Here is a 16,293-nt window from a genome sequence, read left to right on the forward strand (position 1 = left end):
AACTTAGGAGGGGAACCCTATATGAAGAAGTGGATGATGGCCATCGGCCTCGGCGCCATGCTCACGCTCGGTGCGTGCGGTGGCGGCGATGAGGAAGACACGTCAGGCAACGATTCGGGGACGACGACAGGCTCGATTGACGCGGAAGCGGTATACGCGCAAAACTGTGCGGCTTGTCACGGCGCGAACTTAGAAGGGATGAGCGGTCCGGCTTTGACAGACGTCGGGGCACGCTTGTCGGCTGAAGACATCGAAGGAATCATTCGAAACGGGAAAGGCGCGATGCCTGCGAACGTTATCCAAGATGACGACGAGATCGCAGCCGTGTCGGCTTGGCTCGCTGAGAAGAAATAATACGGAGACCACGGGGCGACCCGTGGTTTTTTGTTTCGTCGCGATGAAATGTTGGTAAAAAAGAATAACAACTTCAAGGGGTGGGGTACATTGAAAACGAAATTGATTGATTGGCCCACGTTCATCGGCGCGTTCTGCCTATTGCTCGCGGTGACGCTGCCGCTCGTCTTGTTCCCGGAGACGGGCAGGACATGGGTAGGGGTAGCGAACACGTTCATGACCCAAAACTTCGGGATGCTGTACTTGGCGATGGGACTCGGCGCGTTCGGGTTTTTGATTTTTGTCGCCTTCAGCAAGAACGGCCACGTCAAGCTCGGGCGCGAAGACGAGGAGCCGGAGTTCAGCACGTTCTCGTGGGCGGCGATGCTGTTCGCGGCCGGGATCGGCTCGAGTATCCTCTATTGGTCGGTCATCGAGTGGGTGTACTACTATCAAGGGCCTCCGTTCGGCGTCGAACCGGAATCGACCGAGGCCATTCAGTGGGCGACGGCGTACGGGATGTTCCACTGGGGTCCGATCGCCTGGGCGATCTATACGCTCCCGGCGCTCCCGATTGCATACTTCTTTTACGTCCGGCGCAAGTCCGTACTCAAAGTGAGCGAGGCGGTCCGGCCTGTCATCGGCAAATGGGCGGACGGTCCGGTCGGGAAGCTGATTGACATCTTGTTCATCTTCGGCCTGCTCGGCGGGGCAGGGACGACGCTCGCCCTTGGCACGCCGATGATCGCCGAAGGAGTGAACGAAATCACCGGCATCCCGGTGACGCTCGGCATGCAGGCGGTCATCATGCTCGTCTGTACGGCTATCTTCGCCGTCAGCTCGTACGTCGGGTTGAAGCGCGGCATCAAAGTGCTCAGTGACTTGAACATTTGGCTGTCGCTCTCGATTCTCGCCTTCGTCCTCATCCTCGGGCCGACGCGCTTCATCCTCGAGACGACGTTCAACGCCGTCGGCATCCTGCTCGACAACTTCTTCAAGATGGCGACGTGGATGGAACCGTTCGGGAACCTCGGCGGATTCACCGAGACCGGCTTCCCGGAAGCATGGACCGTGTTCTACTGGGCGTGGTGGCTCGTCTATGCGCCGTTCGTCGGACTGTTCGTCGCCCGCATCTCACGCGGTCGGACGATTCGCGGGATGATCATCGGGACGATGGTATATGGGACGTTCGGTTGTATCCTCTTCTTCGGAATTCTTGGGAATTTCGGGCTTTATCTCCACTTGAGCGGCGCGTTCGATGTCATCGGTTATATGGATACGTACGGACCGGCTGCGACGATTATCGCCATCATCGGGCAGCTGCCGTTCGGCAAGGTCGTCGTCGCCGTGTTCACTTTCCTCGCCATCATCTTCCTCGCGACGACGTTTGATTCATCCTCATATATTTTGGCATCGGTGACACAAAAGTATGTCGAAGGGGAGCCGGCGGCTTGGAATCGTTTGTTCTGGGCGTTCGCGCTCTGTATCATGCCGCTGACGCTCATGTTCCTCGGCGGGCTCGACACGCTCCAAACGGCGAGCATCGTCGGCGGGTTCCCGCTCATCTTCATCATGCTACTGCTCGCCTGGTCGTTCATGCGTGTGTCGAGTAAGGACATCCGCGCCTCGGACGAGTACGAATCGCCGACAATCCACATCAAGTACCGAAAGAAAAAGCGGTCGCCGTTTGATGCGTTGAAAGACCAACCCCCTGAATAAGGAAGGTGCCCTCGTCACAGGGTGCCTTTTTTTGAATCCGAATTTCAATGAATATGACAAATCGGTGAAGCGGACGTTCGGTGTGACAATTTCCCACTGTGCGCCCTCCAACTGAAATACTCCTGTAATGGTGTTTTAAAAAACCGATTGTTATAATGGTAGCGCTCATAGTCCCGCCTTTCGTCCTGTTTGTAAGGAAGTTGGGCACGAGCGACGTGCCTTGACAGCACGTTCTGTTTCCTGTAGAACAGAGGCTAGACGAAAAATATACAGTTACTAAAACAATGAAACTTCGTCATAGATGCATGAAAAATATTTAAAAAGGGTAGGGAATACGTTATGATTTCGATGCAAAAAGTCAGTAAAGTATATCCGAACGGCGTCGTCGCCGTCGATGATCTCGACATAGAAATCCAAGACGGCGAGTTCCTCTACGTCGTCGGACCATCCGGCGCCGGGAAATCGACGTTTATGAAAATGATTTATCGGGAGGAGAAGCCGTCGAGCGGTCAATTGTTGATTGACGGCATCGATGTCGGCAAGCTGAAGAATCGCCACGTGCCGAAACTTCGCCGCCAACTCGGCGTCATCTTCCAAGATTTTAAGTTGTTGCCGTCGCTCACCGTGTACGAGAACGTCGCCTTCGCCCTCGAGGTCGTCCAAGCCGACACGAATACGATGCGCAAGCAAGTGATGGACGTGTTGAACCTCGTCGGGCTCAAAAACAAGGCCCGCAACTATCCGGACGAACTGTCGGGTGGGGAACAGCAGCGCGTCTCGATCGCCCGCGCGATTGTCAACAAGCCGAAGCTCATCATCGCCGATGAGCCGACCGGGAACTTAGACCCGGACACGGCGTGGGGCATCATGGAAGTATTTGAAGAGATTCACCGCCGCGGTGCGACGATCGTCATGGCGACACACAACCGTGACATCGTCGATAAGATTCGCCATCGCGTCATCGCGATTGAGAACGGGAAAGTCGTCCGCGATGAAGAGAAAGGAGCGTATGGCTATGATATTTAAAAGTGGACTCCGCCACTTACGGGAAGGGTTCAAAGGAACACTTCGCAACGGGTGGATGACGTTTGCGGCCATCAGTGCCGTCACCATCACATTGTTACTCGTCGGGATTTTCGCGCTCGTCATGTTCAACGTCAACGAGATCTCACAAAACGTCGAGAACGACGTCGAGATTCAAGTGTTCGTCACACGGACCGCCGAAGAGGCGAACGTCGAACAGCTCGGACAAAACATCGAACAGATTCCCGGTGTCGCCGAAGTCACGTTCAGCTCGAAAGACGATGAGCTCGAGAACTTCCGCAACCAATTAGGGGAAGACGCGAACGCATACGGTGCGGTCGAGAAGGACAACCCGCTCCACGACCGTTACATCGTCAAGGCGTCAGACCCGCTCGAGACCGAACAAGTCGCCGAGGCGGTGCAGTCGCTTGAGAACGTCGATAGAGTCACATACGGACAGGACTATATCGACAAGATGTTCGCGTTCTTCAACGGGATTCGCATCGGCGGACTCGTATTGATCGTCGGGCTCACGCTCATGGCGATGTTCCTCATCTCGAACACGATCAAGATGACGATCTTCTCGCGTCGCCGCGAGATTGAGATCATGCGTCTCGTCGGGGCGAAAAACAGCTTCATCCGCTGGCCGTTCTTCATCGAAGGACTCCTCCTCGGTGTGCTCGGCGCGCTCATCCCGATCGCCGTCGTCTACTTCGGCTACGATGTCGCATATAGTGCTTTACAACCATCGCTAGATCAATTGAATAGTGATATATTTAAGTTGATTGATCCATCGACGCTCACGACGCAAGTGTCACTCGTCTTGTTGGCACTCGGGGCGTTCATCGGGATCTGGGGATCGACGACATCGCTCGGTCGATTCTTGAAAGTCTAACTTAGATAAGGGGGAGTTGGCGGATGAAACGTTCGCTTGCGCTTGGGTTATGTATGACGTTACTTGCCGCGCCGGTCATGGCGACGGAGAAAGAGACGTTACGGGAACGACAAGATCGTCTATCCAAACAGCTAGAGGCATCCAAGAAAGCGCAAGCCGAGACGGACGCCGAGCTCGACATCACCGAGGCGGAGCGTGACGCGGTCTTGACCGAGGTGAAGGCCGTCAACGAACGGCTCGATAGCCTCAGTGAACAGATTGCCGTCCAGCAGGCTGAAGCCGACGCGGCCCGCACCGAGCTCGAGACGACACGCCGCCAACTCGCTGCCCAAGAGCAGTACCTCCAAGGCCAGAAGGCGCTCCTCAGTGAGCGTCTTCGTGTGCTTCAAGTAAACGAGGACCGGTCCTATCTCCAAGTCATCTTCGAATCCCGCACGTTCGGGGATTTCGTCACGCGTCTCATGACGGCGCAGTCGATCGCGGAGCAGGACCGGGACCTCATACATAGCTTCATGGAAGAAGTCGAGCGGCTCGAGTCGCTCGAGACGACGCAACGGACCCAGCTGTCGTTCGTCAAACAAAAAGAGCGTGAACTCGTCATCACGAAGCAGGCGCTCGACCGTGCAGCCGAGGAGAAGCAGTCGCTCCTTTCCGAACTAAACGAACAAGTCGAGCTACTCGAGCTCGAACAGATGACGCGCGAGGAAGAACAGGCGCTCATGGACGAACAGCGCCGCATCATCGCCGGTCAGCTCGAGGCGATTGCAACCGCCGAACGCGAGGCGGCCGAAGCGGAAGCGAGACGACAAGCGGAAGCGAAAGCAGCAGCCGAGGCACAGGCAAAGGCAGACGCCCAAGCGAAGGCAGATGCAGAGGCGCGAGCACGCCAAGAAGCCGAGGCGAAAGCGAAGACGGAGTCGTCGCCGGGCACAGCACCTGTCGCGCCACCGGTTCCGCCAGTCGAAGCGGCTGAGAACGTGACGCAACCTGTGTCGACGTTCGTCCGTCCCGTCTCCGGGTACGTCTCGAGCCGGTTCGGCCCGAGGGCGAACCCGCTCACCGGGGCGCCGGAGTCGCATCGCGGCATCGACATCGTCAACGCGACCGGCACGCCCATCGTGGCGGCGGCACCCGGCATCGTCATCAAGGCGGCGCCGGCGACGGGCTACGGCAACGTCGTCTTTGTCTCGCACGTGTTAGGCGGCCAAGTGTGGACGACGGTGTACGGCCATCTCGACTCGATCACGGTCACACCGGGCCAGACGATCGCGGCCGGCCAGACGGTCGGAACGCTCGGCAACACGGGCTGGTCGACGGGGCCGCACTTACATTTCGAACTTCACCGTGGCGAATGGGCCCCGGGGCAACCGAACGCGGTCGACCCAGGTCCTTATATCGGCTATTGACGGAGAGACGCGTCCCAAATGTGTGGAACGCGTCTTTTCTTCTAAACTTTTTGCTATACTGAATGAAAGACTGATCAAGAGAAATGAGGGACTACCCGTGAAAAATTCAACCGCTGGACTACTCGCCGGCGCCACGTTCGTCGCTGGGGCCGGTGCAGGGCTCGCGACGATGGCGTTTACTGATACAGCCGCTTTACCGACCGCCATTCAACCGCGGAGCGAGGGCTGGGACAAAGTCGAACAAGTGCGCAAGCTCATCGAGGCCCACTCACTTAAAGATATATCAGACGAAGCGCTCCTCATCGGGGCGCTCGACGGGATGACCGCCGCCCTCGACGACCCGTATTCGGACTTCCTCGACGCGGAAGAGACGTCGCAATTCACCGATTCGATTGAGTCGAGTTTTGAAGGAATCGGCGCGACTTTGGAGAAGAAAGGAGAAGACATCTTAATCGTCGCTCCAATCAAAGGCGCTCCGGCCGAAGCGGCCGGACTCCGTCCAGGGGATGTCATCACGGCCGTCGACGGCGAGTCGATTGAAGGGATGGCCGTCGAAGAGGCGGTGCGTCTCATCCGCGGGGAGAAAGGGACCGTCGTCACGTTGACGATTCGCCGCGGCGGGCAAGAGGCCGACTATGAGATCACGCGGGACACGATTCCAATCGAGACGGTGACGTCAGAGGTGAAGGAAGAAGCCGGCAAGAAGATCGGCTATCTGCAAGTGACCCAGTTCTCCGAACCGACCGACGACGAATTTTTGGAACAGCTCGAGGAACTCGAGAGTCAAGACATCGATAGCCTCATCATCGACGTGCGCGGAAACCCGGGTGGCCTGTTGCCGTCCGTCATCACGATGGTCGAAGGTTTCGTCCCGACGGACACGCCGGTCGTTCAAATCGAGGACGCGCAAGGGGAGCGTGAGTCGCAGAGCGGTCGCGCCCGTGAGGCGAAACCGTATGGCCTCTTCGTCTTGACGGACGAAGGCTCGGCCTCGGCGTCCGAGATTCTCGCCGGGGCGCTCAAGGAAGGGGCCGGGGCGACCGTGATCGGCAACAAGACGTTCGGCAAGGGCGTCGTCCAGACAGCGTTCGATTTGGCGGACGGCAGCAACTTGAAGCTGACGACGAGCAAGTGGCTCACGCCGGACGGCAATTGGATTAACGAGAAAGGAATCGAACCGGACATCGAAGTCAATCAACCGGACTATTTCAGCGTCAACCGCATCCTCGCCGAGGCGGACACGCTCGAGGTCGGTGATTACGGTGAATCCGTATCGAACTTGCATACCGTCCTCGAAGGGATCGGCTACGAGCCGGGCGGTCAGCCGGGCTATTACGGCGACACGATGGCCCGGGCCGTCGCCGCGTTCCAAGAAGACAACAATTTGACGGCGGACGGGATCGTCAACGAGGAGACGGCATCGGCGCTCGAATCGCGATTGCTTGAAGTCATTCAAGACGAGGCGAACGACGCCCAGTTGAACCGTGCGCTCGAAGAAGCTGCAAAATAAGGATTAGGGAAAGGATTGGACACGTGTGGACGTTCTACGAATGAGTGTACTCGCTTTATTGACTTTGATCGGTAGTCCGCTGCTCTGGGTGACGCTCGTCGCCCTCGCTTACATATCCATGACGCGCATCAAACGGGAACGGGCGATGTTCCGCTCGCGCCGGCGCTCGCCGAAATCAGATTGGATTCATTTCGTCTGGCCGAGCGTTTTGCTCGGGGCGCTCGCCTCGGTCGCGACCGTCTGGCTCGAGACGACGGTCAACGTCGAATGGCTCGTCACGTTCACCGTCCTGTACGCCCTCGTCGTCTTGACGATGCATCCGCGCTTCGTCAGCCCGGCGTTCCCGCTCCTCGTCATGCTCGCGGCCGTGTCGCTTCGTGACGTCATCTCGTTCGGACCGCTCGACGAGACGGTCGCTCGGCTCGCCGAGGTCGGTTGGCCGGTGTATGCGCTCGTCTTCGGCGTCGTCACGCTCGCCGAGGCGGTCTTGCTACGGTGGAACGGGAACGTCGAGACGTCGCCGACGCTCATCTTGTCGAAACGTGGTCAATTCATCGGCGGTCACGTCGTCAAACGACTCTGGTTCTTCCCACTCGTCGTCTTCTTGCCGCCGTCGTTCGGGTTCGACGGGATGGTCCCAGTCATCCTACCGATTCCAATCGGGGTGAGCCTCTTGTCGACCGGGGCGTTGCCACGGACGCTCCTCGGAAAGTTGAGCACGTATCGCGGCATCCTTGCCGTCATCGCGCTCGGTCTGTTCGGAGCGTCTTACGCACTTGACGTGCCGTACGCCGGTTACGTCTTGATCGCGCTCTATGTATTGTATGAGCTCGCGTTACAGCTCATCAAACGTGAGAACCGGGCGACGACGCCGGTGTTCATCAACGGCAACCGTGGGGCGGTCATCGTCGACACGCTCCCGGGTTCGCCAGGGGAAGCGATGCAACTCATCCCGGGCGAGTCGATTTATAAAGTGAACGGGACGGTCATCACGGGCGGGAGCAGCTTCTATGAGGCGCTCCAGCTTCATAAACCGTACATCAAGCTCGAGGTACTCAACTTGAACGGGGATATCCGGTTCGTCCAGCGGGCGATGTATGAAACCGACCCGCATGAGCTCGGCATCTTGTTCGTCGGGGAGCCGATGAGCCCGCGGCTACGTCTGCGCAAGTTATGAATGCTCGAAAAAAGGGAGCCTCCGCGGAGGCTCCCTTTCGTGTGCTTACGATTCAAGTTTCGATGGTTTGAAGCCCATCGTCGCTTCGACGGCGTGTTGCCAGCCTTTGTAAAGATTTTCGCGGTGCGACTCGTCCATGCTCGGTTCGAACTGTTGGTCGAGTTTCCACTGTTGCTTGATTTCCGCTTGGTCTTTCCAGAATCCGACGGCAAGACCGGCGAGGTAGGCGGCCCCGAGTGCCGTCGTCTCGCTCACTTCCGGCCGCTCGACCGGGACGTCCAAGATATCAGCCTGGAACTGCATGAGGAAGTTGTTGTTGACCGCGCCACCATCGACACGGAGCGTTTTCAACTCGATCCCTGAGTCTTGTTCCATCGCCGTCAAGACGTCACGCGTCTGATAGGCGAGCGACTCGAGCGTCGCCCGGACGAAGTGTTCTTTCTCGGTACCGCGCGTCAGGCCGAAGATGGCACCGCGCACGTCCGAGTTCCAATACGGGGCACCGAGCCCGACGAAGGCAGGGACGACGTAGACGCCGTCTGTCGTCTCGACACGGTTCGCGTATTGCTCCGTGTCTTTCGCTGACTTGAGCATCCGGAGCCCGTCGCGCAGCCATTGGATGGCCGAACCGGCGACGAAGATCGATCCTTCGAGCGCATACTCGACTTTCCCATCGTAGCCCCAGGCGATCGTCGTCAACAGGCCATGGTCCGATTTGACGGCTTCCTCGCCCGTGTTCATGAGCATGAAGCAACCCGTGCCGTACGTGTTTTTCCCTTCGCCTGAATCGAAGCACGCTTGCCCGAACAAGGCGGCCTGTTGGTCACCGGCAGCGCCGGCGATCGGTACTTCGAAGCCGAAGAAGTGGTACGGGATCGTATGGGCGTACACTTCACTCGATGGCTTGACTTCCGGGAGCATCGATTTCGGTACAGTGAGGATGTCGAGGAGCTCGTCATCCCACTTCTGCTCATAGATGTTGTACATGAGCGTACGTGACGCGTTCGAGTAGTCGGTGACGTGGGCGTGGCCGCCGGAAAGTTTCCAGATGAGCCACGTGTCGATCGTCCCGAAGAGGAGCTCGCCGTTGTCCGCTTTCTCACGGGCGCCGTCGACGTTGTCGAGGATCCATTTGACTTTCGTTCCTGAGAAGTAGGCGTCGATGAGGAGACCGGTCTTGTCACGGAACAAGTCGCCGTGACCGGCCGCATTCAACTCGTCACAAATACCGGCCGTCTGACGTGATTGCCAAACGACGGCGTTATAGACCGGGCGGCCCGTCTCCTTCTCCCAGACGACGGCCGTCTCACGCTGGTTCGTGATCCCGATGGCCGCGATCTCTTTCGGGTCGATGTCAGCCGAACCGAACGCCTCGGCCATGACGGCGAGGACAGAACCCCAAATCTCGTTGGCGTTATGCTCGACCCAGCCTGGTTTCGGGAAGTATTGCTTGAACTCGCGCTGGGCGGTCGTGACGATTTTACCGTCGTGGTCGAAGATGATGGCGCGTGAGCTTGTCGTGCCTTGGTCAAGTGCTAAAATATAACGTTTTTCTTTATCCATGAAATAGTGCCTCCTTAGAAGTTGTGATTATGGGACGAGAATGCCATAGACGAGGGCGGCGATGACGGCCCCGATGATCGGTCCGACGACCGGGATCCAAGAGTAGCCCCAATCTGACGTCCCTTTCCCTTTGATCGGGAGTATCGCATGCGCAATCCGCGGACCGAGGTCACGTGCCGGGTTGATCGCATATCCCGTTGTACCACCAAGTGAGAGACCGATCGAGACAACGAGGAAACCGACGATGAGCGGATTCAAGCCGTCCGTGAACGTGTTGGCCCCGAATGACAAAATTCCGAAGACGAGAACGAACGTACCAATGATTTCCCCGATCAAGTTGAACGGCGTGCTACGAATCCCTGGTGCGGTCGAGAAGGTGGCCAGTTTGGCACCCGGATCGTCGGTCACATCATAGTGCGGTTTGTAGTGCACGAACACGAGGACGGCCCCGATGAACGCCCCGATAAACTGTGCCAAGATGTAGGCTGGCACATCAGCCCAAGGGAATGAGCCTGCTGTCGCGAGCCCGACCGTGACGGCAGGGTTCAAGTGCGCCCCTCCGTAGATTCCGGCTGCGTATACCCCGATCATAACGGCGAAGCCCCAACCGAACGTGATGACGACCCAACCTGCGTTCTCCGCTTTCGAATGACGGAGGACGACGCCGGCGACGACACCGTTACCGAGCAAGATGAGTAGCATTGTACCAATAATTTCGCTGACGAATGCTGACATGTGATACTCCCCTTTCCCATATTAAATTTTGACTTACCACTTCATTATATCCCCCGAATGAAAGCGCTTCAAAACAAAGATATTCAAAAAAACCACTTTTTTATTTTCAAAGTGGCTTTCACTTGGTAAAACGCCCGATGAAATCGGCGGTGATACCGACGATAAAAACGAAAAGGACGCCTAGACTTATATACGTGAACGGCATCCAAAGTTGCGTCATCAAGTCGAGTGTGATCGAGACGATGACCACGCCATACAACAAGGCGAGGCGGCGTGAAATCTCTTTCTCACGATAACGGCTCGTCACCGTCGCGCCGAGCGGGGCTCCGATGAACGCGCCGAGGATGAGCGCGGCCGGGACAAGGAAGTCGAGCGTGAGCGACGGCAAATAGCTGACGAGTCCTCCGAACGCGATGAACAAGACGGCGGCGAGGCTCGTCCCGACAGCCCGGTGCGTCGAGTAGCCGAGCCAGCTGACGAGGAGCGGGACGATGATGAAGCCGCCGCCGATGCCGAGGAGCGCAGACAACAGCCCGGCGATCGCCCCGATGACACCCGCGGCGACGGTCGTGTTTTCTTTCGGTCGGCGTTTCGATGTTTTCTTTAAGAGCGTAACGGCAAAATAAGATAGGATAGCGAGATAGAACACGTTCAGCAGCCAATCACTCGTACCGGAGAAGGCGAGGACGAGCCGGCTCGACAGTTGGGCCGTCACGGCACCAGTCAGTCCGATGAGGAGCCCGGTCGTCCAGGAGACGTTGCCGAGCGACGTATGCCGCTTCGCACCGGCGAGGCTCGTGCCGACGACGAAGAGCAGAGACGTCGCGACCGCCTCGGCCGCCGTATAACCGCTGAACAACAGCACCGGGACGATGATGACCCCGCCGCCGATGCCGAAGAACCCGGACAAGGCGCCGACGACGGCGCCGAGCGGGATGAAGAGGAGAGACCACATGTCGACCAACTCGTTTCTACATAGATTCATCCTTTATCATAACGGAATGGGCGACATGTCAGAAGCGAATATTTGTTCGTGTATGTGCTATAATCAAATCAATTATGTAGGAACAGAAAGTGAGGAATCATCATGGAATCGATCCCGTTCGCATTACAATCGGAATATACGCCGGGAGGTGACCAACCGGAAGCGATTCGACAGCTCGTCGAAGGCGTCAACCGTGGCGACCGCTACCAGACGTTGCTCGGGGCGACCGGCACCGGCAAGACGTTCACCGTCTCGAACGTCATCCAAGAAGTGAAGAAGCCGACGCTCGTCTTAGCCCACAACAAGACGCTCGCCGGCCAGCTCTATTCGGAGTTCAAAGAGTTCTTCCCGAATAACGCCGTCGAGTACTTCGTCAGCTACTACGACTACTATCAGCCGGAAGCGTATGTGCCGTCGACGGACACGTTCATCGAGAAAGACGCGTCGATTAACGATGAGATCGATAAATTGCGTCACTCGGCCACGTCCGCCTTGTTCGAACGGGACGACGTCATCATCGTCGCCTCGGTGTCGTGCATCTACGGCCTCGGTAACCCGGAAGAATATCGGAGCCTTGTCCTTAGCCTCCGGGTCGGGAAAGAGATGGGCCGCGATGAGATGCTTCGGAAGCTGATTGACATCCAATATGAACGGAACGACATCGATTTCCAGCGCGGACGGTTCCGTGTCCGCGGCGACGTCGTCGAAATCTTCCCGGCGTCGCGTGACGAGCATTGTATGCGCGTCGAGTTTTTCGGTGACGAGATTGACCGGATTCGCGAGATGGACCCGCTCACGGGCGAGATTATCGCCGACCGCGAGCACGTCGCCATCTTCCCGGCGTCCCACTTCGTCACACGTGACGAGAAGTTACAAAAAGCGATCGTTAACATCGAGGCCGAACTTGAGGAGCAGCTCGAGAAGTTCCGCGAGGAAGGAAAGCTGCTCGAGGCGCAACGGCTCGAACAACGGACGAACTACGACCTCGAGATGATGCGCGAGATGGGTTACTGTTCCGGGATCGAGAACTATTCCCGGCACTTGAACCTGATGCCCGAGGGCGCGACACCGTACACGCTCATCGACTACTTCCCGAAAGACTTTCTGCTCGTCGCCGACGAGTCGCACGTGACGCTCCCGCAAGTGCGCGGGATGTACAACGGCGACCAGGCGCGAAAACAAGTGCTCGTCGACCACGGCTTCCGTTTGCCGTCGGCGAAAGACAACCGTCCGCTCAAGTTCGAGGAGTTCGAGAAGAAGTTGAGCCAGGCGATCTTCATTTCGGCGACGCCGGGTCCGTATGAGCTCGAACATACGCCGCACATGGTCGAACAGATTATCCGTCCGACGGGTCTCATCGACCCGACGATTGAGATTCATCCGATCAAAGGGCAAATTGACTACTTGATGGACCAAATCCGCGAGCGCATCAAACGGGACGAACGTGTCCTCGTGACGACGCTCACAAAAAAGATGGCCGAGGACTTGTCCGACTATCTCCGCGAGGCGGGCATCAAGGTCAACTACATGCACTCGGAAATCAAGACGCTCGAACGGATCGAGATCATCCGCGACCTCCGTCTCGGCAAGTATGACGTCCTCGTCGGAATCAACTTGCTCCGGGAAGGGCTCGACATCCCGGAAGTGAGTCTCGTCACGATCCTTGACGCCGATAAGGAAGGGTTCCTCCGTTCGGACCGCTCGCTCATCCAGACGATTGGCCGGGCGGCGCGTAACGCGAACGGGCACGTCATCTTGTTCGCCGATAAGATGACCGACTCGATGAAACGAGCCATCGAGGAGACCGATCGACGGCGGACGATCCAATTGGCGTATAACAAAGAACACGGCATCACCCCGAAGACGATTCGAAAAGAAGTGCGCGGTGTCATCCGTGCGACGGTCGATGCCGAGGAGGAAGTGCTCGAGTCGCTCAGCTCGATGAAGCCGGCCGAGCGCGAGGCGGCAATCGCCAAACTAGAAGAAGAAATGAAACAAGCGGCCCGCGACCTCCAGTTCGAGCGGGCGGCCGAATTGCGTGACTTAATCTTGGAGTTGAAGGTAGGGAGTTAAATGGCTGAGAAGAAAAATGCGATTGTCATCAAAGGGGCGCGCGTCAACAACTTGAAAAACATTGATATTGAGATTCCTCGGGACCAACTCGTCGTCTTGACGGGTCTGTCCGGTTCCGGGAAGTCTTCGCTTGCCTTCGACACGATCTATGCGGAAGGACAGCGCCGTTACGTCGAGAGCTTGTCCGCGTATGCAAGGCAGTTCCTTGGGCAGATGGACAAACCGGACGTCGACACGATCGAGGGTCTCAGTCCGGCCATCTCGATTGACCAGAAGACGACGAGCCGGAACCCGCGCTCGACCGTCGGGACGGTGACGGAGATTTACGACTACTTACGGCTCTTGTTCGCCCGGATCGGGAAACCGGTCTGTCCGAACCACGGCATCGAGATCTCGAGCCAGACGATCTCGCAAATGGTCGACCAAGTGATGGAGCTACCGGAGAAGACGCGCCTGCAAATTCTCGCCCCGATCGTCTCCGGACGAAAAGGGACGCATGTGAAAGTGTTCGACTCGCTCAAGAAAGAAGGGTTCGTCCGTGTCCGCGTCAACGGGGAAACGATCGAACTGACCGACGAAATCGAGCTCGACAAGAACAAGAAACATTCGATTGAAGTCGTCGTCGACCGTCTCGTCGTCCGACCTGACGTCGAAGGACGGCTCGCCGATTCGCTCGAGACGGCGCTCCGCCTCGCGGACGGCCGGGCCATCATCGACAAGATGGACGGGACGGAGCTCCTCTTCAGCGAGCATCACGCCTGTCCGATTTGCGGCTTCTCGATCGGGGAACTCGAACCGCGCATGTTCTCGTTCAACTCACCGTTCGGCGCATGCCCGACGTGTGACGGACTCGGGACGAAACTCGACGTCGACCCGGAACTCGTCATCCCGGACGCGACGAAGACGTTGAAGGAAGGCGCGGTCGCCGCGTGGCAGCCGACGAGCTCACAATATTATCCGCAACTGCTTGCGGCGATGTGTCATCATTTTGACATCGACATGGACGTCCCGTTCGAGCGGTTATCAAAGCGAGACCAAGACCTCGTCTTGAAAGGGACCGATCAAGAATCGTTCTTGTTCCGCTATGAGAACGATTTCGGTCAAGTTCGGACGAACACGATTTTCTTTGAAGGGGTGCTCCGTAACATCGAGCGTCGCTATAAAGAGACGACGTCCGATTATATCCGTGAACAGATGGAAATGTACATGGCAACCCATGCGTGTCCGACGTGTAACGGGTATCGGTTGAAAGAAGAGACGCTCGCCGTGAAAATCACGGGCCACCATATCGGGCAAGTGACGGAGTTGTCGGTCGTCAATGCGATCAACTTGTTCGATACCATCACGAGCGAGATTAGCGAGAAAGACCTCGCCATCGCCCGCCTCATCTTGCAAGAGATTTGTGAGCGGCTCAGCTTCTTGAACAACGTCGGACTCGACTATTTGACGCTGTCACGGGCAGCCGGGACGCTCTCGGGCGGCGAGGCGCAACGGATTCGACTCGCCACGCAAATCGGGTCGCGCCTCACAGGCGTCTTGTACGTCTTGGACGAGCCGTCCATCGGGCTACACCAGCGTGACAACGACCGCTTGATCGCGACGCTCAAACAGATGCGCGATATCGGCAACACGCTCATCGTCGTCGAACACGACGAAGACACGATGATGGAAGCCGACTATTTGATCGACATCGGGCCTGGGGCCGGAGAACATGGCGGGGAAGTCATCGCCGCCGGGACGCCGAAGCAGCTCATGAAAAATAAGAAATCGCTCACCGGTCAATACTTAGCGGGCAAAAAGTTCATCCCGCTGCCGACCGAACGAAAAGTACCGGACGAGCGCTTCCTCAAGATTTTGAAGGCGGAAGAGAACAACTTGAAAGGGGTCGATGTGTCGATCCCGCTCGGCATGTTTATCGCCGTCACCGGGGTATCCGGGTCCGGGAAGTCGACGCTCATCAACGAGATTCTGTACAAGTCGCTCGCCCATCACATCAACCGGGCGAAAGCGAAGCCAGGGAAACACAAGAAGATTGAAGGGCTCGACCAGATCGACAAAGTCATCGACATCGACCAGTCCCCGATCGGACGGACACCGCGGTCGAACCCGGCGACATATACGGGCGTGTTCGATGATATCCGCGACGTGTTCGCCTCGACGAACGAAGCGAAGATGCGTGGCTATAAGAAAGGCCGCTTCAGTTTCAACGTCAAAGGTGGGCGCTGTGAGGCGTGCCGCGGCGACGGGATTATCAAAATCGAGATGCACTTCCTTCCGGACGTGTACGTGCCGTGTGAGGTGTGTCACGGGAAACGCTATAACCGTGAGACGCTCGAAGTGAAGTATAAAGGGAAGACGATCGCCGACGTCCTTGACATGACGATTGAGGAAGGGCTTGACTTCTTTGACAAAATTCCGAAAATTAAGCGCAAGATTCAGACGATCTTTGACGTCGGTCTCGGCTACATGAAGCTCGGCCAGCCGGCGACGGAACTGTCGGGCGGGGAAGCGCAGCGCGTCAAGCTCGCCTCGGAACTCCATAAACGCTCGACCGGGAAGACGATTTACATCTTGGATGAACCGACGACGGGACTCCATGTCGATGATATCGCCCGGCTGTTGAAAGTCCTGCAGCGCCTCGTCGAGAACGGGGACACGGTGCTCGTCATCGAGCACAACCTCGACGTCATCAAATCGGCCGACTACTTGATCGACCTCGGTCCGGAAGGCGGTGACGGCGGCGGGACGATCGTCGCGACGGGGACACCAGAAGAGGTCGCCGAAGTGGCGGCATCGTATACCGGCAAGTATTTGAAGCCGGTATTAGAACGAGATGCGGCCCGGGCGAAACCGAAAGCAGGAAAACGGAAGTAA

12 protein-coding genes are annotated in these 16,293 nt (G+C 57.5%); 9 read left to right on the forward strand and 3 right to left on the reverse strand.

Features of this window, described 5'->3' with window-relative positions:
• The first annotated feature begins 21 nt into the window (after positions 1 to 21).
• From cccB to KNP76_RS02055, 7 genes are all read left to right on the forward strand, one after another.
• Entirely contained in the window at positions 22 to 354 is a 333-nt protein-coding gene (cccB, locus tag KNP76_RS02025; protein WP_214842378.1) for a cytochrome c551, read from the forward strand.
• A 90-nt stretch (positions 355 to 444) separates the two neighbouring features.
• Positions 445 to 2,052, forward strand: a complete 1,608-nt coding sequence (locus KNP76_RS02030; protein ID WP_214842380.1) for a BCCT family transporter — start codon at positions 445 to 447, stop codon at positions 2,050 to 2,052.
• A 339-nt stretch (positions 2,053 to 2,391) separates the two neighbouring features.
• Positions 2,392 to 3,078, forward strand: coding sequence for a cell division ATP-binding protein FtsE (ftsE, locus tag KNP76_RS02035; RefSeq protein ID WP_034806846.1), 687 nt, complete (start codon positions 2,392 to 2,394; stop codon positions 3,076 to 3,078).
• Positions 3,068 to 3,970 (forward strand): permease-like cell division protein FtsX, encoded by a 903-nt coding sequence (ftsX, locus tag KNP76_RS02040; RefSeq protein WP_214842382.1) that lies wholly within the window; start codon positions 3,068 to 3,070, stop codon positions 3,968 to 3,970. The genes ftsE and ftsX overlap by 11 nt, the downstream gene beginning before the upstream one ends.
• 23 nt (positions 3,971 to 3,993) lie before the next feature.
• Positions 3,994 to 5,376 (forward strand): murein hydrolase activator EnvC family protein, encoded by a 1,383-nt coding sequence (locus KNP76_RS02045; RefSeq protein WP_214842384.1) that lies wholly within the window; start codon positions 3,994 to 3,996, stop codon positions 5,374 to 5,376.
• Positions 5,377 to 5,473: 97 nt separating this feature from the next.
• Complete coding sequence (locus KNP76_RS02050) at positions 5,474 to 6,886, forward strand: S41 family peptidase (RefSeq protein ID WP_214842386.1); 1,413 nt, start codon at positions 5,474 to 5,476, stop codon at positions 6,884 to 6,886.
• A 40-nt stretch (positions 6,887 to 6,926) separates the two neighbouring features.
• A complete protein-coding gene (locus KNP76_RS02055) occupies positions 6,927 to 8,063 on the forward strand; it encodes a PDZ domain-containing protein (protein ID WP_211780753.1) in 1,137 nt (378 codons plus the stop codon).
• A gap of 45 nt (positions 8,064 to 8,108) precedes the next feature.
• On the opposite strand, the gene glpK is transcribed toward KNP76_RS02055, so the two are convergent.
• The 3 genes from glpK to KNP76_RS02070 all read right to left on the reverse strand — a co-directional run bounded on the left by glpK (position 8,109) and on the right by KNP76_RS02070 (position 11,316).
• Positions 8,109 to 9,626, reverse strand: coding sequence for a glycerol kinase GlpK (glpK, locus tag KNP76_RS02060; protein ID WP_214842389.1), 1,518 nt, complete (start codon positions 9,624 to 9,626; stop codon positions 8,109 to 8,111).
• A 27-nt stretch (positions 9,627 to 9,653) separates the two neighbouring features.
• The gene (locus tag KNP76_RS02065) at positions 9,654 to 10,361 is read right to left on the reverse strand and encodes an MIP/aquaporin family protein (RefSeq protein ID WP_029334585.1); all 708 of its coding nucleotides are present in this window, start codon (positions 10,359 to 10,361) and stop codon (positions 9,654 to 9,656) included.
• Positions 10,362 to 10,479: 118 nt separating this feature from the next.
• Positions 10,480 to 11,316, reverse strand: a complete 837-nt coding sequence (locus KNP76_RS02070; protein WP_214842390.1) for a sulfite exporter TauE/SafE family protein — start codon at positions 11,314 to 11,316, stop codon at positions 10,480 to 10,482.
• Between the two features lie 132 nt (positions 11,317 to 11,448).
• Here KNP76_RS02070 and uvrB point away from each other — a divergent pair, with 132 nt between their 5' ends.
• Positions 11,449 to 13,419 (forward strand): excinuclease ABC subunit UvrB, encoded by a 1,971-nt coding sequence (gene uvrB / locus KNP76_RS02075; protein ID WP_214842392.1) that lies wholly within the window; start codon positions 11,449 to 11,451, stop codon positions 13,417 to 13,419.
• Positions 13,420 to 16,293: an excinuclease ABC subunit UvrA gene (uvrA, locus tag KNP76_RS02080; RefSeq protein ID WP_214842394.1), complete on the forward strand. Its 2,874-nt coding sequence runs from the start codon at positions 13,420 to 13,422 to the stop codon at positions 16,291 to 16,293.

It is taken from the genome of Exiguobacterium sp. s150 (assembly GCF_018618435.1).
GTDB lineage: Bacteria > Bacillota > Bacilli > Exiguobacteriales > Exiguobacteriaceae > Exiguobacterium > Exiguobacterium alkaliphilum.

Excerpts from the sequence above, each read along its gene's own strand:
- cccB (WP_214842378.1), top strand. The coding sequence starts at position 22 with ATGAAGAAGTGGATGATGGCCATCGGCCTCGGCGCCATGCTCACGCTC.
- ftsE (WP_034806846.1), top strand. The coding sequence starts at position 2,392 with ATGATTTCGATGCAAAAAGTCAGTAAAGTATATCCGAACGGCGTCGTC.
- ftsX (WP_214842382.1), top strand. The coding sequence starts at position 3,068 with ATGATATTTAAAAGTGGACTCCGCCACTTACGGGAAGGGTTCAAAGGA.
- KNP76_RS02045 (WP_214842384.1), top strand. The coding sequence starts at position 3,994 with ATGAAACGTTCGCTTGCGCTTGGGTTATGTATGACGTTACTTGCCGCG.
- KNP76_RS02055 (WP_211780753.1), top strand. The coding sequence starts at position 6,927 with ATGAGTGTACTCGCTTTATTGACTTTGATCGGTAGTCCGCTGCTCTGG.
- glpK (WP_214842389.1), bottom strand. The coding sequence starts at position 9,626 with ATGGATAAAGAAAAACGTTATATTTTAGCACTTGACCAAGGCACGACA.
- KNP76_RS02065 (WP_029334585.1), bottom strand. The coding sequence starts at position 10,361 with ATGTCAGCATTCGTCAGCGAAATTATTGGTACAATGCTACTCATCTTG.
- KNP76_RS02070 (WP_214842390.1), bottom strand. The coding sequence starts at position 11,316 with ATGTGGTCTCTCCTCTTCATCCCGCTCGGCGCCGTCGTCGGCGCCTTG.
- uvrB (WP_214842392.1), top strand. The coding sequence starts at position 11,449 with ATGGAATCGATCCCGTTCGCATTACAATCGGAATATACGCCGGGAGGT.
- uvrA (WP_214842394.1), top strand. The coding sequence starts at position 13,420 with ATGGCTGAGAAGAAAAATGCGATTGTCATCAAAGGGGCGCGCGTCAAC.